This window comes from Paenibacillus sp. GCM10023252 (assembly GCF_042653305.1).
Taxonomy (GTDB): Bacteria; Bacillota; Bacilli; order Paenibacillales; family Paenibacillaceae; genus Pristimantibacillus.
In genome coordinates this window covers 329,536-353,219 of sequence record NZ_JBHSHW010000009.1, presented here as the reverse complement: position 1 = coordinate 353,219, position 23,684 = coordinate 329,536, and the positions used below count along the sequence as shown (strand labels likewise).

Annotated in this window: 13 protein-coding genes; 3 read left to right on the top strand and 10 right to left on the bottom strand. The window is 50.1% G+C overall.

Annotated elements, in window-relative coordinates:
• Positions 1 to 26: 26 nt before the first annotated feature.
• The 5 genes from ACFO9Q_RS07450 to ACFO9Q_RS07430 form a co-directional block, all read right to left on the bottom strand.
• Positions 27 to 3,284: a discoidin domain-containing protein gene (locus tag ACFO9Q_RS07450; RefSeq protein ID WP_379180287.1), complete on the bottom strand. Its 3,258-nt coding sequence runs from the start codon at positions 3,282 to 3,284 to the stop codon at positions 27 to 29.
• Between the two features lie 113 nt (positions 3,285 to 3,397).
• The gene (locus tag ACFO9Q_RS07445) at positions 3,398 to 4,750 is read right to left on the bottom strand and encodes an ADP-ribosylglycohydrolase family protein (protein ID WP_379180285.1); all 1,353 of its coding nucleotides are present in this window, start codon (positions 4,748 to 4,750) and stop codon (positions 3,398 to 3,400) included.
• 64 nt (positions 4,751 to 4,814) lie between these two features.
• Positions 4,815 to 6,731: a hypothetical protein gene (locus ACFO9Q_RS07440; protein ID WP_379180283.1), complete on the bottom strand. Its 1,917-nt coding sequence runs from the start codon at positions 6,729 to 6,731 to the stop codon at positions 4,815 to 4,817.
• Between the two features lie 92 nt (positions 6,732 to 6,823).
• Entirely contained in the window at positions 6,824 to 7,726 is a 903-nt protein-coding gene (locus tag ACFO9Q_RS07435) for a carbohydrate ABC transporter permease (protein ID WP_379180281.1), read from the bottom strand.
• A 13-nt stretch (positions 7,727 to 7,739) separates the two neighbouring features.
• Positions 7,740 to 8,687, bottom strand: a complete 948-nt coding sequence (locus ACFO9Q_RS07430) for an ABC transporter permease (protein ID WP_379180279.1) — start codon at positions 8,685 to 8,687, stop codon at positions 7,740 to 7,742.
• 206 nt (positions 8,688 to 8,893) lie between these two features.
• On the opposite strand from ACFO9Q_RS07430, the gene ACFO9Q_RS07425 reads away from it, so the two are divergent.
• Entirely contained in the window at positions 8,894 to 10,537 is a 1,644-nt protein-coding gene (locus ACFO9Q_RS07425) for a response regulator (protein ID WP_379180277.1), read from the top strand.
• A 7-nt stretch (positions 10,538 to 10,544) separates the two neighbouring features.
• Positions 10,545 to 12,200 (top strand): sensor histidine kinase, encoded by a 1,656-nt coding sequence (locus tag ACFO9Q_RS07420; protein WP_379180275.1) that lies wholly within the window; start codon positions 10,545 to 10,547, stop codon positions 12,198 to 12,200.
• A 165-nt stretch (positions 12,201 to 12,365) separates the two neighbouring features.
• Here the strand turns inward: ACFO9Q_RS07420 and ACFO9Q_RS07415 are convergent, their stop codons facing one another.
• From ACFO9Q_RS07415 to ACFO9Q_RS07400, 4 genes are all read right to left on the bottom strand, one after another.
• Positions 12,366 to 13,040 (bottom strand): FAD-dependent oxidoreductase, encoded by a 675-nt coding sequence (locus ACFO9Q_RS07415; protein ID WP_379180625.1) that lies wholly within the window; start codon positions 13,038 to 13,040, stop codon positions 12,366 to 12,368.
• The gene (locus tag ACFO9Q_RS07410; RefSeq protein WP_379180273.1) at positions 13,016 to 13,192 is read right to left on the bottom strand and encodes an FAD-dependent oxidoreductase; all 177 of its coding nucleotides are present in this window, start codon (positions 13,190 to 13,192) and stop codon (positions 13,016 to 13,018) included. Before ACFO9Q_RS07410 ends, ACFO9Q_RS07415 begins: the two co-directional genes overlap by 25 nt.
• Before the next feature lie 67 nt (positions 13,193 to 13,259).
• A complete protein-coding gene (locus tag ACFO9Q_RS07405) occupies positions 13,260 to 15,167 on the bottom strand; it encodes an FAD-dependent oxidoreductase (RefSeq protein ID WP_379180271.1) in 1,908 nt (635 codons plus the stop codon).
• Positions 15,168 to 16,205, bottom strand: a complete 1,038-nt coding sequence (locus ACFO9Q_RS07400) for an FAD-dependent oxidoreductase (RefSeq protein ID WP_379180269.1) — start codon at positions 16,203 to 16,205, stop codon at positions 15,168 to 15,170.
• A 190-nt stretch (positions 16,206 to 16,395) separates the two neighbouring features.
• Here ACFO9Q_RS07400 and ACFO9Q_RS07395 point away from each other — a divergent pair, with 190 nt between their 5' ends.
• Positions 16,396 to 17,259 (top strand): helix-turn-helix transcriptional regulator, encoded by an 864-nt coding sequence (locus ACFO9Q_RS07395; RefSeq protein WP_379180267.1) that lies wholly within the window; start codon positions 16,396 to 16,398, stop codon positions 17,257 to 17,259.
• A gap of 1,181 nt (positions 17,260 to 18,440) precedes the next feature.
• On the opposite strand, the gene ACFO9Q_RS07390 is transcribed toward ACFO9Q_RS07395, so the two are convergent.
• Complete coding sequence (locus ACFO9Q_RS07390) at positions 18,441 to 23,639, bottom strand: OmpL47-type beta-barrel domain-containing protein (RefSeq protein ID WP_379180265.1); 5,199 nt, start codon at positions 23,637 to 23,639, stop codon at positions 18,441 to 18,443.
• Between the last annotated feature and the right edge of the window lie 45 nt (positions 23,640 to 23,684).

Below are 23,684 nucleotides of genomic sequence, written 5' to 3'. Positions count from 1 at the left end.
GCGGATTAGACTGCTTGCTCAATGCCTTAATGACCAAAGACTTTTAATTCATTAACACTCGCCCAGGCATCGTTATAGCCGTTGGCGCCAAGGATTGTAAGTCTTACGTAATTTGCATTTATATTCTGGAACGTGTCAGTATACAGTAATGCGTTTGTATTGTTGGCCGTTTTGTCAACAATCGTTGTGAACGGGCCGGATGAGCTGGTAGCAACCTCAATTTTGTATTTATACGCACGGTTCTCGTAAGTGGACAGCTCTGTTTTGTTTATCACGTACGTTTGCCCGAGGCTGATCGTTGCCGACTTCGGATACCCTTCGCCAGCCCAACGGGTGCTCAAGCTGTCATCCACCAGGTTAGCTGCTGCTCCATCGGTCGTTTGCCCTGTCGCTGTAACCGTCTTGTTCAGGGCAACATTGCTCCCGACCTTGCCAGTAACTCTTACCTCACTGAATGCCAGGGGCTCCGCAGCTGTTTTCACAATTCGAATGTATCGGTAAGCCGTCGTTGAGGTGACGCCTACGGACCATGGGGATAAGAATGGCACAGATACCGAGTCTTTGCTTCCAAGTACGACCGAGGAGGCGAAGGTGCTGTCGTTGGAAGCACGAACCTCGAAGTTCCTTCTCGTACTCGCCTCGTTCACGGTTGTCCGGAAAACGATCTTAACTGCTCCGATTTGATGCGCGCTGCCTAGATCCACCTGCCAATACGGAGTACCTGTGTAGGCTGAAACGTATTCCGTCCGATAATTGTTGTCAACAGCTTTGGCAGCGTCATAGCTTGTCGCTACTGAGGAGGAAGCTGTGGCTGCTTTGCCGCTAGCCAAGTTAAATGCCGGTGGTGGTTGAACCGGTCTCAGTACGGGTGCAGGAGGTACGGGCTCTCCCACGTGATGGCTCTCCCTTGGCCCCTTCGATGTATCTCCCTCAAGAATGTAATCGCTGTCTCTACTCAATACAATCTTGTCAAAAAGAAATCCGTCTTCCTTAGCCCAAATAGTTAACTTATGATTGCCTATCGTGGGAACGGTTACCTTAACCGGCTGCAAACCGCTGTCGGTCTGCCAAGCAAAGTTATTCGTATTCCATCCCGTCATTCCGCCTGTTGCCGTCGTCACGGCCGAACCATTCAAGCCGACATGAATAGAGTCTCCTCCACTATTCGGTGCTTTTCCTCGGACAAACACATAAAATGTACCTGTTTCCTTGAAGTTGATGTCAAAGCTCACCATGGGGCCGTTCGTCGTATTTCCGTAATCTTCTCCTTTGTCTGGGTAAGGAATCAACGCGCTGTCTCCAGAGTAGCCGCTGAAATAGTTGTTGAACCCGGTCCAGGCGACGGTAGTAGACTCTCGTCCCTTATAACCGTGATAGTTTTCCGCCTCCATCACAACGGGCTGCCCGATCTCCTGCTGGAACGGTCCGGGAGCAGACGGTTCTGCTGGATCTGCCGGAATCTTCGCTTGAATATCCGCATACGCGGCTTGCAGTCCGGAATTGCTGATTATGGTCTGGGCTTCAGTCGGCCAGCTGCCTGCGGAGGTGATGATCTCCTCGATGAGCGTGTTGGCCGTACTGTTATACTTAACGTAGGAGCCCCCATTGGAGTACGTGTCAGTAATCGTAATTGCATCGGATGTATATACCCCCCACACCAAGGAATCGGGCCGATCTAATTCCACTACATTGTTCGAATCAGTGAAGCCCGAACTGGATGCATCATGATACAGACCTGCCGTGGTATGGGTCCATCCGGATATATTTTTTACATAGTTCCCTGTGTAGCTGGAGCCCGGCATGTTGCCGAGTGAATAGATGCCTCCTCCATCGTGGCTCTTACGCATCACGTAGGCAAGACGATTATTCGATATGACATTGTTCTTCGCTGGAGTTACAGCAATCTCCCAACCCCATCCTACGGAAATTCCGGAATAATCCGTGTAAGCGATGTCGTTGTGGGAGATGGTTAACGTATCCACATAGAATGCATTAATGGCTGCAGATCCGCTGTATTCCACCCCGATGTAACGCAGCAAATTATTATTGACCGTAATGTTCTTGGGCGCCTCTTCCCCAGTCTGAATGGTTCGGTGATCGGGGTCACCGATGTCGATCGCTGCCGCTGCTATATCATAGAATACATTCCCAATAATAGAGCTGTTCGTCACGGCATTGCTCATCACCAGTCCGGAGGCCCCTGTCTCGCGGAATTCATTATTCACGAACCGGACATTGTTGGCATGTTTCACGGTGACACTGCCCGGGATCACGTAATCCTGGGAGTTCAATCCATGGAGATAAGTGGACTGATACGTGATCGCACCTTCGTCATTCGGCTGTAACCAGCCTCCATGGCGGAATACAATGCCGTGGAATTCCACATTGTGAAGCTTTAACGCCGGGGATGCGCCGCCGAGCGATACCAACGTTTGCAGCCTGCTCGCATATACCGTAGCTGTGCTCATCGTCTCTCCAGGTCTCGGGATATAATACATCGTCGATGTGCTTGTATCATAATACCATTCCCCGGGTTGGTCCAAGAACTCCAGGGCATTCTCCAGGAACATGGTCCCGGTTGTGCCGGGGTACGGAGCCCCTGAGTTGAAATACTGCTCAGACCAGGCTGCCGGATTAAACTTGAAGCCTGTAAACGTCGGATCCGGATGCACCGATTCAATGGCTGCCCGATATTGCTTCCAGACCACGCTGTTCATGACCCATTCCAGATCGGCCGGTCTGGCGATGGAGGCTGGAAGATCACTTGTGTAGAGGCTGATTCCCTCCTGCTCCCCGTACCAGCCTGCTCCCTTGAGGTCTACCGTTCGTGCTCTCTGCGCGCGATTCCCATTCACCCATAGCTGACGCGTATCCGATAATCCGCTGACCACAGCTTTATATCGGCTGCCGTCTTGTACCCAGTTCGTAATCTTCACTCCTCCCTCGAGTCTTGGTTTCTCGTTAGGGTAAGCCATGTACATAACCTTATTTCCGTTAGTACCTGAATCCCTCTCTGTCAAGGCAAATGTAGAAGAGAGATTGTAGATCCCATCTCTCAGGTACACCCTAATATCCCCCGTCATCCCTCCGTTAATCGCCCTTACCTTGTTCTTCGCGCCTTCGAGCGTCGTCGGTTGATTAATCGTCCCCGGATTCGACTCCACTCCTGTTGGTGAGACATAGAACTCCGCCTGAACGGCTCCATGAGCTGTAGGTACAGGCAAGCCTGATCCTGCAATTGCACAAGCCATTATGCACGCAGCTGCGCGTTTCCATATTGACATCAATCTTCACTCCCTTTCCATATTTATTACTCGTGATATCGCTTACAAATAATGATATACCTCTCTTGTATCAGCAAGCGTAGCAGACCTGACTGCGGTCTGCTACGTCTTCCTCACACGATTCGATCAAGCAATTGCTTCTCAATGGCTATCGTCCTGCGGGTAATATCCTGAAGATCGACTAGCTGCTGCCCGTCAACACCGGTAATTACACCGGCGAAGGCAGGCTGGATCCACTTGGAGGGCAGTCGGTCCTTACCGATGGCCATCCCGAGAATCGAACCGACCGTCGCACAATTGCAGTCTGTGTCAAAGGAAGCAGTCAGCGTAAGATGCATCGCCCGTTCGAAGTCATTCCCACCATACAAGAGCGACATGACGACCAGCATAGCATTCGGAATCGTATGTGCCCAATCGAAGCCTCGCTTCTCACTATATTGGGAATAGAAGAGATTGAATGCTTCTTCATAGGTCAGACCATCATCGTACCAGCTCAGTACCTTCTCGATTTCCTCGTAAAGCCTCGACTTAGCCGGGATTTGGGCAAGTCCCGCATGCACGATTTTTTCCATGTTCTCCGTGGCTGCCGCAGCTGCCAGCATGGCGGCAACGAACATTGAGCCGTAGATACCATTTTTGATGTGAGATACGCATGCATCCCGCCAAGCCATAGCAGCCGCTCGTTCCGGGTTGCCCGGGTGAATATACCCGTAGAAGTCCGCACGAATCTGCGCTCCGATCGCTTCCCGGTCCGGATTACGGAAGACCGCAGAATGCGGAGGATGAATGAGGTTGGCGGCATTGCGATAAGCTACACGTTCTGCCCCCATCAGCTTGAACATAGGGATGTCCCCCATCCAGCGCTCCATTACATCATCAGGTGTAAAGTCCGGCCCCGCCAGCTCAAGAATGTTCAGTGAGACGAGCGAATAGTTAAGGTCGTCATCCTCCGGTACCTGAACCACGTTATTAATAAAATGTGTAGTGAAGCCTTTCGGATACCTGCTCTTAATCGCTTCGTCCACATTATTGCGCAAATAATAGGTCAAAGGGTAATTGTCCGTTTCCTTCATATAATCAATAATCTGCTCCCGATGCCAACCCTCGACGGCTCTGCCGAGCAGGTTGCCTGCAACACGCCCCAGCCACGCACCATATACGCGATCGAAGCGGATATCATTCGTAGGATAGGCGAATGGCAGCTCCACACATCCGGATCGCTCCGCCTGAATGGATTCCAGGTCCGAAGGCTCCACATAGGAATAATTCGATCGCCAAGGAAGCGTCTGCACGCGATCCAGCAGCGCTGCAGCGAGGCGTTCGCGTTCAGGGTCGTTCTGGTCTAAGGCTAGAATGCGCTCTACCTCTTCTCGCAAATTTCCGATTTCACGGCCTTCTGATTCTGCTTGCCATACTTCCTTATGCAGTCCATAAGTGAAATTCAACCAAAGGGTATGTCTGGGCATGGGATTGTTCCTCTCTATAAAGAGAACCCTCAGCGATCGCCTTGGGTTCCCCGTAGTCTGCAACTTATTTAATATTGCTCATATACTCCTTGTTAAGCACCTCACGGTAGTACTTATCCATTTCCTGCAGCGTCTGGTCGGTCAAGCCAACGTCCTCTGCCATCTTAAGGAAATCACTGAAGAACTTATCAAACTCCGTATCATTCGCTGCTGTATGAACCTTGGTAAGCGCTTGCTCGAATGCGGTACGTTTCGCCTGGAACTTCTTGATGGAATCCAGTTCATTGAAGAATGTGAAGAGCGTATCCATCGATGGTGTCCTGACGGCCGGCGCCTTTAATGCCGGGTTAAAGTATTGGTCTGTCTGGGTAGAAGTAATCGTTGTTCTGGTCATTCTAGGCAAGTAAATGTTGGCGTAGACATTGCTTGGTCTTGGCCATACGTCGCCTGTGAGCCTATCCAGGTTGTATTCAAGCGCATAGTTAGTCGGTAAGCTTTTGATGTTTACGAGAGCCTCTTGCATCTCCGGATTTGTAAATTTACGCACCCCGTTCTCTTCCGTCCAGAGTCCCGAGCTGCGAGGTCCCCAAGCGGTAGCTTTCATCCCGGCTTCTGTCCAGTAATAATTCAAGTACTGCAGAATTTGCGGAAGATCCTCCTCCTTCACTTTATCCTTGAAGATAGCGTACGCACCGGATCCACCCGAAGCAGAGCCCGTCGGATACAAGTATTTATCCTTGTTCTTTTGGGGGTCTATATCCAAGTATACTTTCCGGTAGCGGAATTCCTTTCCATTACTCTTCAGGGTTGCTTCGTTGGGATTGTTAACGTAGGTTACCGCATACAATCCCTGATCCAGCTTCTGCCGGAACACGCTGCCATTATCAATGAGCGACTCCTTCGCTGCCAGGTTCTCACGAACAATCTTGTTCCAGTACTTCATCTCATCTCGGAAGGAAGGCTGCTTGAACATCCACTCCATCTTCTTCGTTCTCATATCGAAGTAATTGAAATAGTTCGTGTCAGGGCCGGGTCCTTCCGCTCGTCCGAACAGTCGGGCACTAAGCTGCTGCAGATTCCAATTGTCTCCTCCCTCGGCAATGTAAGTAGGAGCTACGGGCTTTCCGTCCTCCATCACATTCAAGTCTTTAATCTTCTTCAAGAAAGTATAGAAATCTTCGGGACTTTTGATCGGAACGTCGAAGATCACTTCCCGCGGAATATTGCCGTCAGGCGTCTTGGCGAGCAGCGCTTCCTGTTCATTCTTGGTAAGCGCGTTCGGATATATCTTCTTCAGAATATCGTCACGAACCGAAATGGAGGGATACTTCCCAGGAATAGCAGCCAGATTCTGTATATTCTTCACATCCGGATACACAGTTGTCGTCCATTGTCCCGAGAAGTTCATCGGCAACGCGTAGATTTTTCCTGGCTGTCCTGCTGTGACCACGGTCGCTTCCCACAATCCAGGCAGCTTATCCTTAGGCAGTCCCTTCACAACATCCGGTGCATACTTAGGCACGAGATCGGTCAGATCGTAGATGGTGCCTTGCTGCGCAAGCTTCGTAATGACGTCCGGGGATAAGCCCGATGCGATATCCGGGTAATCCTTGGACGCTACGATCTTGGCTATTTTGGCATCAATACTCTCCCCATTGTTATCGAACGAGCTTTGGAAGTCGATTTCCACACCGGTTACACGCTTAATCTCTGGAGTGACAACATCCTTAGGTGACGCTTTCTTTACGATATTACCGGTACCATGGGCACTCCATAGCTTCAAGGTCAGCTGTTTCCCTTTCCAATCCGGCAAGTCTGACGAATCCTTCGCTTTGCTGTAGTCGATCAGGCCGGTCTCCTCCGATCCGGATGGTTCGGGCGTAATGCTGGTAGCTGAATCCTTGGTACAGGCGGTCAGTGCGGATAGGGCGGTCAGCCCGGCAATCAGAATGAGACTCCCCTTCTTCTGCTTTTGATTCATTCCATTTCCTCCTCATACCTTCTACATTAGTATATATGATTAACAGGGACGGAGGCCGTTCAAGTAGCACCTCGCCACCTGACACACATGCCTTAATCCTTCACTGCCCCTATCATAATACCGTTCACGAAGTGCTTCTGCAGGAATGGATACACGATGATGATTGGCAGCGTAGTCAGAATCACCTGCGCCGACATGAGTGATTCTGGTGTAGCTGATATCCGAATCTCGCTAATATCCTGACCTAGCATCGCAGCTTCCGCCATAAGCTTCATGATACTCTCGCTCTCGCGGATGACCTGCATCAGCTTATACTGAAGGGTGTAGAGCTCGGAATTGGTAACGAAGTACAGCGTAGTTGTCCAGTCATTCCAGGAGCTCACCGCCTCGAACAACGTGATTGCGGCGAGAATCGGCATACAGAGCGGTAGAATAATCCGCAGCAGAATTGTAAACTCGCTGGCTCCATCTATCTTCGCGGACTCCTCTAGGCTGTCGGGAATCGAACTCTTGATGTACGTCCTTATCAGAATCATATTGAAGAAGCTGAACAAGCTCGGCAGAATATATACCCAATAATTGTTAAGCAAGCCAACCTCGGAATACAGAACATAGGTAGGAATGAGTCCAGCATGAATGAACATGGGTATGATGAGTATCCACAGGATCAGATTCTTCAGGAAGAAGTTCGGTTTGTTCATGACGTATGCGGCGGTAAATGTCACGACTAATGAGAACAGAGTGTTAATGATGACACGTGTAACTGATATCCAAGCAGCCTGCAGTATCGATTGGTCATTGAACAGAATTCTAAAGTTCTCCCAGGTAAACTTGCGCGGGAAGATTGTAAGCCCGCCCTGCACTGTATCGTAGCCTTCATTTAATGCCTTGGCCAACACGTGAAGGTAGGGAAATACGGTAATGAAAATGATAAAAAACATAATCGCGTAGTTGAACACTTTGAACACCTTATAGCTTGCGCTTTCTGCATGCACGGGGTGTCACCTCCTAGAATATCCCGGTATTCGTCAGCTTTTTGGCAATTCGGTTGGACATGTAGATAAGAATAAAAGAAACGAGGCCTTGCGCGAGTCCGAAGGCGGTAGCCAGCGCGAACTGCCCCTGACTGATTCCTTGCTTGTACACCACAGTACTGATTACCTCGAAGTTAATGAAGCTGTTCTGCAAGCCGTACACCAGCTCAAAGTTGCTTCCGAACAATCCGCCCATGGCGAAAATCAGCAGCATGACAATGGTTGGACGAATTCCTGGCAAGGTGATATGCCAGAGCCTCCTGAGACGGCTTGCGCCATCCATATGTGCCGCTTCGTAGAGCTGTGGATCGATGGCCGTCAAGGCAGCCAGGTACATAATCGTGTTCCAGCCCGCATTTTTCCAGAGCGTGAGGATCAGGATGTTCGGAACAAAAAACCACTGCTGCCCTAGGAAAATAACGCGCTTGGCCTCATCGCCTGTGATGTTTACAATGGCATCATTCACCGGTCCGTACATGGAGTAGATGGCAAAGGCCATGCCCACCACCGTAATCCAGGAGAAGAAATGCGGCAAGTAGCTCACGGTTTGCACGAACCGCTTGAACATTCCGTTCTTCAGCTCATTGAGCATCAATGCGAGAATGATCGCCGCCGGAAAGGTAATGACCAGTGTCAGCACACTCAGCACCAGGGTGTTGAGTATTGATTGCGTGAATAGGGGAAGCGTGAATACTTCCTTGAAATTCTCAAGACCAACGAACGGGCTGTCCAGCTGCAGGAAGATGTCGTAATCCAAGAAGGCGACATATACCCCCGGCATGGGAACATAAGAGAAAAATATCGTTAGCAAAACGGCCGGCATGACGAGTATATACAACGCGCGGTTGTGGTAAAGCTTCGACCAGATGTTTCTTTTCTTCACCGGTCTCGCGAGGGGGGTAGAAGAAATCAGTTCGGCCATAACTTGTTGGCTCCTCTCTATGGTCAGCTTGCTTGTAAGTGTGTTCGCTGCCTTATAATCAAATAGTAAAGGATGACTTGAAAGGCGGTACAGTCCCGGATTGTAAAATAATGTGCGGTATTTCATCATCCTTGTCTATACGACTAGATTTGCAAATTGCCCGTTAGTATACTAAGGCTATACTTCTTCAATAGGAGGGAACGCGGATGTACTCTATGGTTATTGTCGACGACAACCCTCGGGACCGGGAAGGTGTCCGAACGGCACTCGACTGGAGTCTGCTGGAGATTGATATCGTAGGCAGCTTCGAGGACGCAGCGGAGGCGCTTGACCGAATGGATGAGCTCCAGCCTCATATTCTGCTAACGGATGTTGACATGCCTATCATTAACGGAATCGAAATGACCAAGCGGCTGAAGGTGTCCCATCCTGAGATCAAAGTCATATTCATGAGTTGCCACGATGAGTTCGACTTCGTCAAATCGGCAATCGACCTGCACAGTTATGGATATATACTGAAACCTATCGATGAAGAGGAACTGCGCAGCGCGGTAGAAAAGGCGCTGGAGGTCTATCAGACCAAGCGGAAGCTCGAAGACGAAAAGCGTCGCCTTCAGGTAGAGCGGCAGGACATGCGGGAGCACTTTCTACGGACACTCCCCCAGCTGCAGGAGCAGTATATCCGAGAGCTTCTGTTCGGAGCGGCATACGAGGAGACATCAATTCGAGAGAATCTGGATTATCTGCAGCTGCAGCTGCCAGAGAGCTGTATGACTCAAGTGATACTGATCGAGCTGCCCGAAGTATCGTCCCAGCATATTCATGTTCCAGATACAATTTATTTTGCAGCGTACGTTATCAAAAAATATCTCAGCCAAAGTAAATCGGATCAGCTGACGTTGATCCCCCTCTCCACTTCAGGTACAGAAGTGGCTGCAGTTGTCCTCTATAAGAGCTGCGGCGCATCCAATCTTCAGACGGCAATTATGGATCTCTTAGTAGAGCTTAAGGAGGAGCTGAACAAAGACTATCAATGGTCGGTGAGTATCGGAATCAGTAGTGCCTCTGATCAAATAGCCGATTGGGCGGAGCTCTACCGACAAGCCTCTGAAGCGTTGCATGCGAAATTTTATACGGATGATGACCATATTGTAACTTACGAGGAAATTAAATCGAGCCAAGTAATCATCTTCGATCGTAACTTCGATTTCGCCGAGCTGTACAAGCAGCTTAGAGAGCTGTTGGCCCAAGGGGATTCAGAGCAGGTAGAGCGCTTCGTTCAAGAGCTCTTGAGAAGCCATAAGCTGCGGGAGCATGAAGTGAAGCACGTCGTATTCTCCGTCATCCATCTTCTTCAGAGCATTCTGTTGGAGCTGCAGCTGCCATTAACACCTGTCTTCACGGGGGAACTCAGCCTATGGGAGGAATTATCCGCGCACAAGAACCTTCGGGAGGTGCACAGCTGGCTTGCAGCTAAGCTAACGGCTGTACTTGAGTATGTAAATCGCTTACGTTCGGGCAGCAGCGGACCTATCGTAGAGCGAATCAAGCAGATTATTGGAGAGCAGTATCATGAGCACCTGACCATTGGGGATATTGCCAAGCACGTTAACTACAGTGCGATTCACGCTAATAATTTGTTCAAGAAGGAGACCGGCAAGACGATCTTCGACTATCTGACGGAGCATCGGATGGAGAGGGCCAAGGAATTGCTGCGAGACCCCCAGAGTAAGGTATATGTGGTGGCGGAGCAAGTAGGATATACGAGCAAATCGCATTTCATGATGTCCTTTAAGAAATACGCGGGCTGCAGTCCGACCACCTATAAGCATCAATCCGTGCTGAGCTGAGGTGAAGATGAGAACCTTTTTTACCCGAATGCAGTATCGTCACAAGCTGGCCGCTATTATATTACTGTTTACGCTGCTGCCTGTCATAGTATTAAGCACGATATATATGTACAAGTCCTGGAAGGAGCAGACGGAGGAGTTGCTGAATACGAATCGGAATCAGCTCCGAACAGGCGTAGAAGAGCTGAATAAGCTTCAAGCTACCGTCACAAGCAATCTTCAATTGGTTCAGCAGAGCACGGTCGTTCAATCTGCCCTCTCAACGAATCTATATCAGGATCTGTCGGGCTTTTACACTTTGAATCTGTATTTGCGGGATATGATTCAAGCTCTGGAGAATGGGAATAAGTCGATCAAACTATATGCAAGCAAGGACTTGTCCTATCAAGGCATGTATTTTAGCAGCGATACCCTGCTTTCATCAGAGCTTAAGTCAGCTGTGGTTTCGTCTGAATCACCCTTGTTAATCATTAAGGAGAATGACGGGCTTTATTTTTATGGCAAGATTAATTCCTGGAGTGAGGAGCTTGCCATCGTGGAGTATAAGGTTCCGTACACGGTCTTGTCCGACAGCTTCTCCTTCAATCTCCCCAGAGGAAGTATCATTCACTACGTGGATCATGCCAATGTATCACACCTGATCAAGGAGAACCAACCCAAGTCGTTGGACCCTGCCGTACTGAGCAGCGACGACTACTACGTGATTGAGATGCCGCTGCGCTGGGAAAAAGAGCGAATCCGCATGCTCATTCCAAGCGCTGCCATTTTGAGCCAGCTAAAAGCAGACTTGTTCCTCTCCATTGGTGCTGTCGCGGGACTAGCCTTGATCCTGATTTTATCTGTACATTTCATTGCTTATCAAATGACGCGGCGTCTCTATCAGTTGGTCGTCAGTATGAATATGGACGTAGAGAGCATTATTCAGAATCCGGATGAGCAATTGGGCCGATGGCAGGATGAGTTCAGCCGTATTCATCGCAAATTTTACAGCCTAGCTCAGAGCATAAGGAATCATTATGAACGGGAGAGCCAACTCGAGGGGCAGAAAAAATCGCTGGAGCTGCAGCTGCTTCAGGAGCGGATCAACCCGCATTTTCTTTACAACACCCTCTCCTCGCTTCGTTGGGCGTTTCCGGATGAACGTCTTAAGCAGATCATTTTCTCGATGGTAAAATATTACCGCATCGCTCTGAGTCGCGGTCATGATAGGATACTCATTTCTCAAGAGCTGGATATGATTCGCGAATACTTGAGTCTTCAGCGCTTCGCCTATGATAAGGACTTCGATTACGATATTCGATTCACCGACGACCTGCTGCAGCTGTATATTATGAAACACCTGCTGCAGCCGGCTGTAGAGAATGCGTTTCTGCATGGAATTAAGAGCATGAAAGGGAAGGGCGGCAAGATTGAAGTAGTCGGGGTGCGAAGCAATGAGAAGATCATCATTCTGGTGATGGATAACGGCACAGGCATGGAACCTGAGCAGCTTCAGGCCATTCTGGAGGATCAAGATGATGTGGCTAGCTCCGGCGGCTACGGCATCAAGAATGTTCGGCAGCGGATTCAGCTTGTCCACGGCAAGGATTATGGAATTCAGCTGGAGAGTGAGATGAATGTTGGAACCATACTTACGATCACGATCCCTGTGATGGAGCGGTGAGCAGAAGCTTATTTCTATTGACATCTGATGTTGAGGAGATATACATCGTACCCATCAGCTACTGCAAATACTTCTCAACATACGAAGGGGTTGAACAGGAACAAGTTCCTGTTTAACCCCTAAGTGCATTTTTGCTTTATTCGCATAAAGCAGGTTCTTTCTATTTCATTGCTTTTGTCGGCTTTGCTCGAGCAGCGCATAGAGGACATACAGCAGATAACCCTTGGTCACAGGTTCCTGCTCCTTGGCTTCTAGCTGGGGCTTCTTCACTCCAAGTGTCCTTGCCGCTAGCGAGATCCATGATTCCAGCATGTTCCTCGGAAGAGAACTGACCTCTTCCCAGTACTCTCTAGGATGCAGCTCGACTGCCGGCAGCCTCGGTCCCATGTCTACCCCCGCAGGCAGCAGCCGATCGGTTGCAGGAAGCACAGGCAATCGCCGCCCTCCCTCAAGTGACCGAGCTTGTACGATCCACCTTGACGCTTCGTTCAGGGTAACAGCCTCCTCAGCGCACGCATCATATGTGGGAAAGAAGCCCTTGGTCCCGAAGTATTGACATGCCTTGCCCACCGGACTCGTAGGCGCAAGATCACGGAAGTATGTGATGAGCTGACCCTGCCTCAGCAACTCATCCTGAAGTTGATCAATAGAGACGGACCGGATGGGAACCGACTGCTTCAAGCTGAGATCTGCCGCAACACCAGCCGCATAGCCAAGCTGCATCCAGCAGGGCTCCATCCGAATGGTGCCAAAGCCCATATGAGTCGCGGATACAGCCACAGGAACCAGAAGCCCCTCCACCTGTTGGGGCACAATCACCCCGTAGGGAATTTGGTAAATTTTCGTCCCAAGCCGCTGGTCATCAGTCCCCCTATATGGGAGGAGGGCTCCAGCAATAGCGTCCTTCTGTCCTGCCTCGCCGCAGCGATGGCGGCTCCAATGCCGCCGGGAGTCCCGCCGTAAATAATAACTTCATAATCCTTAGACTGCATTGATGATTGCACCATCCCTTGGCTCAGCTTATGAGAATACTGTGTTCCTACAGCTACGGACAGGTTCTTATACCGCCTCAACGCTGTCTGCTTGGAATTGAGATCGAATCCTCATAGCAGCCTTCCTAGCAAACATCCGTTCATCCCGAAGGTATTGCTCCAAGATTCGCTCACCTTCCGGATCATCAAGCTTCGCAAGCAGGTAAGCGATGTTCAGATCCAGACTCCATCTGATCGACGGTCCTCCGTCTACCTTACGCGGCCACTCCGCGCCAAGCTTATCTTGTGTGAGCAGCTGCTTCAGATTGCGGATGAGCCAGGTCCGCGTCTGGCCTTGAATATGTTCGCTGACCGTTATCAGGTAGTGCAGGACATGGAGTTGTACCATGAAGGGACGATATCCGGTGTCGGACAAGTATCCCTCCGCCATATTATCGACGAGAATCTCGATGGCACCGGGGTGCTTCAGCCGTTGCAGGGAGACAAGACTCGCAATCCAACGCGGGGGATTACGGTCTGGCCAGCCTGCGATACGATCCTGATCCATTTTACCCACAGATTCGATAAGTACTCCTGCCCCCGCAACATTCCCCAACAAGGCAAGTGCCAAGGCCACTCCTCTTCTGCGTTTACCTTCCGTTCCCTGAAGCGCGTTCAGCAGGAAGGGAATCACCGCTTCTCCGACACGACTGAACCAGAAGAGCGCCTTCCCCTCTTCATCGGTGCCCAGCGCATCCAATAACACCGGCCAAGTCTCTGGCTTCTCAGCCTGCTCTTGCGTCCACTTGCGGCTGCTTCTTGAGTCTCCGTTCAGGGTGACCCACGGCTTGCTCTCGCGCTGGAGATCCTCATCCCGGATGACGTCTCTGGCTATCAGCTGCCCCTGCAATACTCGTACGTCAAGCTGCCTTGGCTGTACGTCGAGCTTCACGCTGAGCCCCGCCGCCGTTCCTGCTACCTCGCCCGCAGTCTGTATATCCCGTTGCATACGGAATAACGTGTGGACATCGTGCGTCATAGACAGCGCCCGGCAACCGATAAGCAAGCCATCTACCTCTAGAGGTACGAAGCAACGGTATGGTACCTCTCCACCAATCTTCTGATCCCACGCGCTCAATATCGAATTCCAGACCTGAGAGAAATCGCTCTCGTTGGCAATATCGAAGGCGTGATTATCGAAGTGAGCCAGACATTGCATCACCACGTCGTCGAAGTGACGATTCATAATCAGATCCTCTGGCTGCAGGACGTACTCCCCTTGGATGAGCTTGCCTTCCCTCACGCCGAGATGCGAGGAAATCGCAAGCACCTCGTTCTGCTCGAGGAACCGAGATTCCCAGAGTCGATAACGCCCTTCTAGGAAGGCCGCCGTGTAGTCCCGAGCATTGCCGGAATCGAGCCATCCCGCATCGAAATTGCGGAAGTCCAGCCGCTGTTCCGCTTCCTTCCAGATTCGCGGAGGCAGAGAATACGCATGCATAACCCCGTCCCATGGTCTTCCCTCTGTATAGGGCGCCCCAGCCATGGCGCTAAGATCACCGTTGGCTGTACAGTCTATCGTGACCATGGCCCCAATCTCAATCGTCCTCTCTGGAGTTTCAATCGTCACGCTGCTTAAGCTACCGTTCTCTACCAGCGTACTAACAGACATGGCCTGATAAATCACTTGGATGCTGCGCTGTATCAGCTCCTGATGCAGCATCAGCTTCTTCGCTTCTGGATGAAAACCAACCGCCTTGCTGCCCAGTAGCTTCGTAAACCGTTGAATGCCTTGGTCCATCTTCGCAACGGAGCCTGTGTTCACGCCCCAGCAGTAAGAGTGAATACTGCCTTGAGGTCCTATGCCACCCAGATTATCTCCACTCTCTACAAGGATCACATGGACTCCTAGATCGGCAGCTGCGAAGGCTGCCGCGATGCCGGAGGTTCCGCCCCCAACGACTAGCACATCCGTATGAATAAGTTGCTTCCCCATCTAGTTCACCACCTCGGATTGAGATGCCTGCACTATGCTTGCTTGCTGTATGGCTCCGGCCGCTGCTTCTCCTATCAACCAACGATTCCACACCTGAAGCTCCTCTGTTGTCGATGCCTCTTGGAACAGGGAGAGCCAGGCGCCTCCCATGTACAACCCACGCATACCTTGAGCAGTTAACGCTTGCGTGTTAATAGCTACTGACTTCAAGCCCTCACTGCCCTCTGTCAACAAATATCCTACCGTGCTGCCTCCAGTAGGGGTACTTAGCAGAACGTTAGGCTGCTTCCACTCTTCTTCGGCCATGAACATGGACTTCAGGTTCTCACAGCCTGGAACGGAGGAACGGAGATAGGTCAGAGCCTCAATTACTGCTCCATGATATTCCAAGTCTCTGTTCGCCACAGTCTTTTCCTGCAGATCAATATCCAGTAGCCCGCGTCCTTCTATGAGTAAGCGAAGCTCCGCCCTTCTGCCGCTGGGAAGAAGCACCTCTCCGGGGCCGTCCTGTGTCTCTCCTCCCGTCACCAGAACAGCTCTCCTGACCCCGGATAACGCAACCTCCAGCAGTTCAGGTTGACCTTGCACGAGCCTGGCCGCATCACCCGTCTCGATCACAACCTCGGCTCGGAGCTCCTGATATCCTTCCCGTGTTCCCGCGATCAGTCCCTCTACTAATCCATCCTGTTCCATTAGCCCCACCGACCAGCCGTGCAGCAGCAAATCTACTCCTGCCTCTGCAGCCCATCTATCGAACAGCAGCTCCGCATAAGGAGCATAGATGGTATTGCCCTCCCAGAGGGGTCTCTCCTTCATAACATCCAGCAGCAGTGCAAGCCGTGGTTCGGCAGCCCCTAGCCTTGTCAGATCCGCAATAACCCTTCTGGCGCGCACAACCTCCCAGCCCAGCACGCTCCTCCGTTCCACGAGCCCTACACGCTTGCCCTGCTGTGCCAGCTTTAAGGCACAAGCAAGCCCTGCCAAGCCTCCGCCGGATACGACAGCATCATACTCCCCATACACTGGTCTTGTAGTCATCTTCTTTACACCCTTTCTTCAGAAGAAATTGCTTCTAATTCGCTTGGTTTGCTTGCATCGGACTTCCTGGTTCCTGTCAAGATGTTGTACAAAGTGCTTACTATCCTTAATTATACTTATGCTATACTTAGGGAACAGCGGATAAATGGACATTCACTATAACAAAATGGACAAATTATGAGGTCAAATCATGGAGATGCTATCCTTACGAACGAACATGTTCAACCCAAAATACAATGAAATTCCCATCCAGGTGTATACCGTCGGCTCCGAGGAACAGCACTCCCGTACTCGTGCACAAGGCTTCTCCGCCTCACAATTCATCATCACCTTCGGGGGGTCTGGTCATTTTCGTCTGTTGGAGAAGGAGCACTTACTGCCAGTTACCACGGGAGATCTACTCTATATTCCTGCAGGCGTGCCGCATGAATATGTCCCCTCGGAGAAGGAAATTTGGAGGGTAGGCTATGTAACCTGTGCCCATTCCAGCTCCTCACAGGTATTAAAAGAATGGGGCTACCGGGATACTCCACAGATTGTACATCTGCACAATATCGACCGAATAGCCCTTATCATACAAGCCATATGGGAGAAGTCTGGGTCCTGTTTTGATGTCTGGGAGTCCTCGGAGCTGCTGTTTTCCTACTTGCTAGAGCTTAAGAAACAATCAGCAGTATCTAACACAACCTCAACAGTTAGCCATCGGAAGCCTGCAGATGATCGGGAGCTCCTAGTGCTGTCGGCTACCAAATTTCTGAATGACCACATGAATCATACCGTATCCATTGAGGATCTGGCCCATCAGCTAGGCTGCAGCCATAAGAATCTCATTCGGTACTTCCGCAGGTCCTATGGTATGACACCACAAGCATATCTGTTGCATATTAGGATGACGACGTCGGCAGAGCTGCTCGTTAAGCAAGTCCAACTAAGCATCGCTTCGGTTGCGTCCATGGTGGGCATGCTGCCCTTTTACTTCACCAAAAAATTTAAGGAAACTCACGGCTGCACACCAACAGAATATCGTCAAAAACATTTTAACCAATTCGGATGAGCCCCAATAATTACGGCACTGCCTGCCGGAGTGCCGTAATTATTGGAAAAATCAAAATAGGTAATTCCATAGTTTGGACATCATTTGATTCTGGCAGGTCACTCAACGCAGTGGCTTCACAAGGGTTGGTTCATCAGTCCTGTTTTTCTCGCTTCTTATATAAACATGTGGACTTGCAAGAGGTCTACATCTTTACCACCATAGGCATACATCCAACCCAAGCTTACACCCTTAGCATAAAGTAGGTATACATCTAATTTCGTTAAGGAGTGAACCTTAATAATGGGATTTATAGCTACTCCCCCTCCAATTCCGGTCGGTCTTCAAAATTGTTTATATCGAATGACGTATATGCGACTTAGAAACGGGGATGATTTCTGGTTTTATTTGACGACTGTTGGAGAATCAACAGCCTATGGGTACAGGTTTTTCGGTGGCAGATGGAACAATTATACAATTGCATTAGGTGATATTGCTTCCTTCGATTGTTCTCCTACTCCAACTCTTTACTAATCCATTCACCCGCATTGCAGTCTCTCCTCAAAAAAACGCCAATCCCAATGGATTAGCGTTTTTTGTTACGAGCCCAAAATTGCCACGTTCTGGTTCATAAGCGTAAACCTGTTCTGTCTCCAAGCTAACGTATTCATGACATATCCTAGAGCGTCTGCGTTATATCGAACTCTCTGGTCGTATCAATCACCTCGTGAATATCCACGTATCTCAGAGTGCCCCCCGGCGCCACCGCCCTTGCTCCCCGTTACTCGCCGTAACGATGGGTCCGGTATGATCAGCCGGACCAGGTTTCCAGTATGAAAGCAGTCCGCCTGTAAAGAAGAGCACATGACAGGCTCAATTCATAATCTCAAATCTAGTGACTCCGTGCTAGGAGTTGCAGGTTTCGTTCATATAGCGACTACCGTTTTCTTCGTAATAAAACCACGGGCATTGAACTATCCCTTACGATAAAACGGTTAGATCATGTCCTCTGTTATGTAGAATTGAGTATTTTGCGACATCCCCGCGCCTCCTAGATACAATTATTGAATTAGCCTTTTCTCTGACAAGAGCATAGCATGATAAGAATGTGAGTTTTTCTATTTTATTTTGTAATTGTAATATAGTTAAGTTAAACCAACACCGCGTTAACCGATTTAGGGGGGCGGTGTTGGTTTAACTTCTTACTGACTCAGAACGTATTGGGCATCGCGAATCAGCAGTGCAGCTGCATTTGCGTTGATGTGCTTACCTGACTGTGACTGTACTTCAGCAATTAGATCGTTGAAATTGCCTGCCTTGATCTTAGCAAGCAAGCTGTTTGCTATGCCTTTGCTATCGATAGCACCCGAAATTAACAAGCGATTGACTAATTCATTGAGCGAATCGCGATCCGCGTACACCAAGAATGAGATGATTACCGTATTCTCATTACCAGCCTGATCGCTCGTGGTAACCACTAGGGTGTGGCGGCCGAGCGACAAGGTAGTCAAATCGATTGCTTGAGCGTTCTGAACATTACTTCCATCAAGCTGTGCCGTGGTTGTTCCTATATCCACTCCTGAGCCGCCTGACTCTGTGACGTCGAATTGAATCACCAGGTTCTCGGAATCACGGTAGCGTCCGCCTTCAGTCGGCATACCGATTGCAATAACAGGCGCGGTTGCATCTAGATCAAAGATAATAGTCTTGCTCGACTCTTCATTGCCTGCCGCATCCTTGGAGCGGTATTGAATCGTGTATGAGCCATCCTGACTAACCTGGAATGCCCCTGTGTAGACGTTCCAATGCGATCCACCATCCTGACTATACAACGTTTGGGTAACGCCACTCAGGTTATCGGCTGCGCTTAGCGTTATCGTAACCGGATATGCATACCACCCGTTCCGCTCGCCTTGCGTGGATGTTACAGTCGCCATGGTGCTTGGCGCGGTCGAATCAATCAACACACTCACAGAGCGAGTCGCCTCTTGGTTGCCAGCAGTGTCTATAGAACGGTAACCTACGGTCGTCTTCCCATCCTGACCGATAACAACCGTGCCAGTGTACGGCGAAAAGGTAACATTGCCGTCCAACGTATACTCCGTATAAGACACTCCGGACGCTGAGTCAGATGCGCTCAATTCGAGGAGTACAGGCCCACGATACCACCCATTCTGTCCATCCGGTTCAGCGGGGTTGATCGTCGCGACTGTAACAGGCGCTTGAACGTCGCCTTCCACAATGCGCACTTCCCTTACGTTATTCCATGCGCTAGCTGTGTTACCGTGACCATAAATCCGAACGAATTGCGCAGACTCAGTTGGGAATGAATACAGCTCCAAATCAAGGGTCGTACCGCTGCTGTAGCCGCTGTACACCTTCTTCCAGGTCAGGCCATCCTCTGAAGTTTCTAGGTCGAACTTGGCCGAACGAACGTTGCCGCTCCCCCAGGCTACCGCGACTCCAGCCACCCTTTTCACACTGCCAAGGTCGAACGATATCCATTGGTCACCCTGGGCCGCCCAGCTTGTGTTGATATCTCCGTCAATGCTGTATTCCGGCAGGGCCGTCGCTTGTTCAATCAAACTGACATCAACGCCGTAGAAATCCAAATAACCTTCGAATTTTTTAAATTTACGAAAATTAATCGTTACAGTCGCCGTCCTGCTCGGCGTCTCTGAATCGATTAGATTAATAATTGCCTTACCCGGTACGCCTGAACTCTGCGTGATGGTGAGCTTGAGCTGAGAGCTTGCCGCTACGACCGGCGCCGTCTCCGCATTAGGGTTCAGAATGACATCATAGTACTTGCCTTCGTTGGTAAAATTTTTGACCGGCTGTCCATCCAACGTCAAAGAATCAAGCGTAAGTTTCTTGATCTCGCCGTCCGGGATCGACCAGTCACTCAGCTTCTTCAGTACTGGTGCTTGCGTCAGCGGCTGCTCGCCAGCCGGCAGCGGCTTGAATGTAACCGCTACGTTCACATCTGTTACATTTGTAAATTTGATCGTCAGCTTCTTCATTTTAGGATCCGTAGGCATATTGACTGCCGAATAGGGCGGATTTGTTAAAGGGAACATGACCGGGTCCATAATGGAGAAAGTCGCTCCATCTCCCCCGCTAATTATCGCCTGCAATTGTCTTCCGCCTTGTGTCAGAATTGCCGATCGACCATCTTCAGCGATCTGCATAGTAGCTCTCGTATGCATAAACCAATACAAAGTGGATGGTGCGCTCGTCTTGATCTCATCCTGCACGGTCGAGAGGTTATTGACACGATCATACATGATGCCACGAACAACCGATGTGCCGACATTCGGCAGATTGCCGGAGCCTGAGGAGGTGATGGACGAATCATACAGTGTAGTCATGTCCGTAATCATCATGCCACCCTTCGGCTTCGATTCATATTTGACAAGCTTCGCGGAGTCGTACAAGTCCTGACCAGCCGAATTATTCGGGTTCATCAGAATGGTGTTATGCGCTTCCGTCCGTTTGCGATAAAAGTAGTTGCCAGCTGCAGAGAAATAGCCTGAACCGTCATTACGGCCATCCCCGACGTCAATCGCCCATCGTTGACCGAGCGCATCGAGTATAAATTGACCCGTGTCATATTGCTGATGACCGGATAAATTGTTCGTGCCGGCGTGCATGCCGAAGTACGTTGCATCCGCATCGGTCCACGAGCTTCGGAAAGTAGACGTACCCACTACATTGTCATGACCTTCATAGTAAGCGTCCAACGGGAAGTTGAAGTCAACCTGAAACTTGCCCGGGCGATAATACAGAATGTCCTTGAGGGTAGCCGTTGCTTGTTGCTGAGCAGAATACATTCTGGCGGAAAATATATTCTGACTGTTGTAATGGGCAGCGAACCAGTGCATCTCGGCATCTAACGGAGCTGACCTTGAATCTTCACCTGCATCACCATAGTTAAATGCACCGCCCGGACCGCGTAAATAGACGAGGTACAACGGCGTCTCTTGAAGACCTGGCGCCTTGTCGAGACCGAAGATCGTACCAGCCGCATTCTCTAAGGAAGAGAACGCATTGATCATAAACCCGGTGCCATACGACCAGTAGCCGACCCCTTCTTCATACGCACCGTCCGGTGCATAGATAGAACTTGCCCATTCCAGGGAGCGGATGGAATTCTCTAACATGCGACCAGCCAGATCGGGCTCTTCATCCAGAATAGCAAGCGATGCCGTGACAAGGCCACCGTTTCCAACCTGATTCCAGTTAGATTTAATGGACTGCCATAACGAGGCCGTTCCTGGCGAATAACCACCCGGGTTGTTAAGTGAGAAGAGCAGCATACCAGGTTTAATCCCCTTCTCGATGATGGCGTTGCGAACCAGCTTCTTCTGATCGGCCGATAAATAATCGAAGAACCAATCGTAGCCGATCGCCATTCCGAATAAAACTTGACCAGTGCCAAGGAATTGCCCTTGTTCCTTGTTACCCCAGTGCGGGAAGTTGATAACGTTCTCCATCTCTTTCCATGCACGATCGGCGTATTGCTTATCACCCGTCATCTGGTATGCGTAGCCGAGCTTCATGATATAGTCTGGGATTTTATAATCGTCTACCAGATTCCTTTGAGATACGATCACATTGCCGCTCATCGCAAATGGAATAACGGGGGAGTTAAGTAAGGCATCTGCCGCCTGCATCGTGCCGGTGTGCCCCGTTTTCAAGTATTTGTCCGTAGACAGATTTGCCTTGATCGTAGCGAAGGTATCGGCAGTCGCCACAATTCGCGGGTGGGCCCCTTTGTTATGAGAGCGCACCGTATTAACGATCTGGAAGCTATTCGGACGCTCGTAAATCCCAAGATCGTCTGTCGGCGTTGCTTCAAATTTTCCTGTCGGTGTCTTCAACTGCGTTCGATCGGTGGTAGACAGAAGGTAGAAGTCGTAGTCTTCCGAGTGCCAATATGCCGAATATCGATCCAATTTCACCTTATTCTTTAGGTTCGTCACATCATCTCGCGCATCGATCAACGCCACTTCTATATACCGATCACCCGAAATATCGGAGATTGTAAATGGCAGATCCACATTTTGTACCGATTGCGGTGCTAGCGTGACGGTCGTTTGCTCATTTCCCTCTAAAGTTGTCCCATTATATTTCGATACGACAAGCTTGACGGGTCGCGACTCGTCCGTAAAGTTCTGGACATTCGTTCTAGCCAGGATGGATCCCGTCTCCAGTTCGTACAGCGTCCGATCGTTCTTGTAGAAGTAGAAATCTCCAGTAAAGAAGCCCTGCTGCTTCTTCGTATGGAAGGGTAGCGTGCGCGATGGCATCGTGTTACCGTAGAAATCCTTGATCCCCGTGAAGGATAACGTATAATCAGCAGGAAGACCAGGTGCGAGGTTGAAGGTAACAAGCGCCTTGCTTGAGTCATTCGCATCCAGAGCAACCGACTTAACAAGGTCGGTTTGATCGTTGACCTTGACATTCCCAGCGGTAGTCAGTGTCTTGGCATCCATCGCTCTCGTGAACTTAATCGCCATCGGCTGCGTCAAGTCGACATCGCCGGGAACAGCCGCCGCTAGGTCGATCCCGCTGTCGGGATTCACGGCATCTGGATTCTGCACGAATGCAACATCATCAACCCAGAACTTCAAGCTGCCTGCGGAGGAATTCGTTTGAGTTTGATTAATCGTGTCAGTAATCTGATAAGCCGTGAAGCCATATATGGAGGATGAAGGAATCGTTGACGTTGCTGCATGACTTCCGTTTATGTAAAGATCCGCGGTCGTCATCTTGGAGCCGTTATTGTCCGCTGCACGGGCAAGGATTTGGACGTCATACCATTGTCCCTTGACAACGTCGGACACAACTGTAATAGGATTCGTCTTATCGTATTCGAACTTAAGGGAGCCCTTACCTGCGGAATCGCTGTAAAATTTCAGCACATCCTGCCAAGCGACATTCGAGGAATCGAGTCTCTTCGATCCGGAATAGGCTTGAAATACCGGAGTTCCCGTAACCTTTGCCCAATCCTTAAAATTATATCGCACTCTCAAATCGATCAAGGCATCGTTGCGACTACCCGTCACGGGGAACGCGATCGTCGAATTGACGCTGCGAGAACTTCCCGCTGTTAACGTGGAGTTAAATTCAAGAACCTTGTTGCCTCCGCTTGACTCTTCAGCGACGGTTGCGGAAGTCGTGCCTACACCTGCGGCACTCACTGTGGACGTATACTTCCACTTGGTCGTATCCGGTGTCGTTCCTACGGACTGCGCGTTGAAATTGTCCGATACCATCGTGACGGCCGCTGCATTCGACGTTGCCGGACCTACGAGAAGTCCGAATGTGGTTAGTGTTACTGCAAGTAACGAACTTATCCGTTTTTTAACTTCATTTCCATTGTAAGCGATGTACATTTGTTGCCTCCTGTTATATCATTTTGGCCAAACCGTACCTAACCG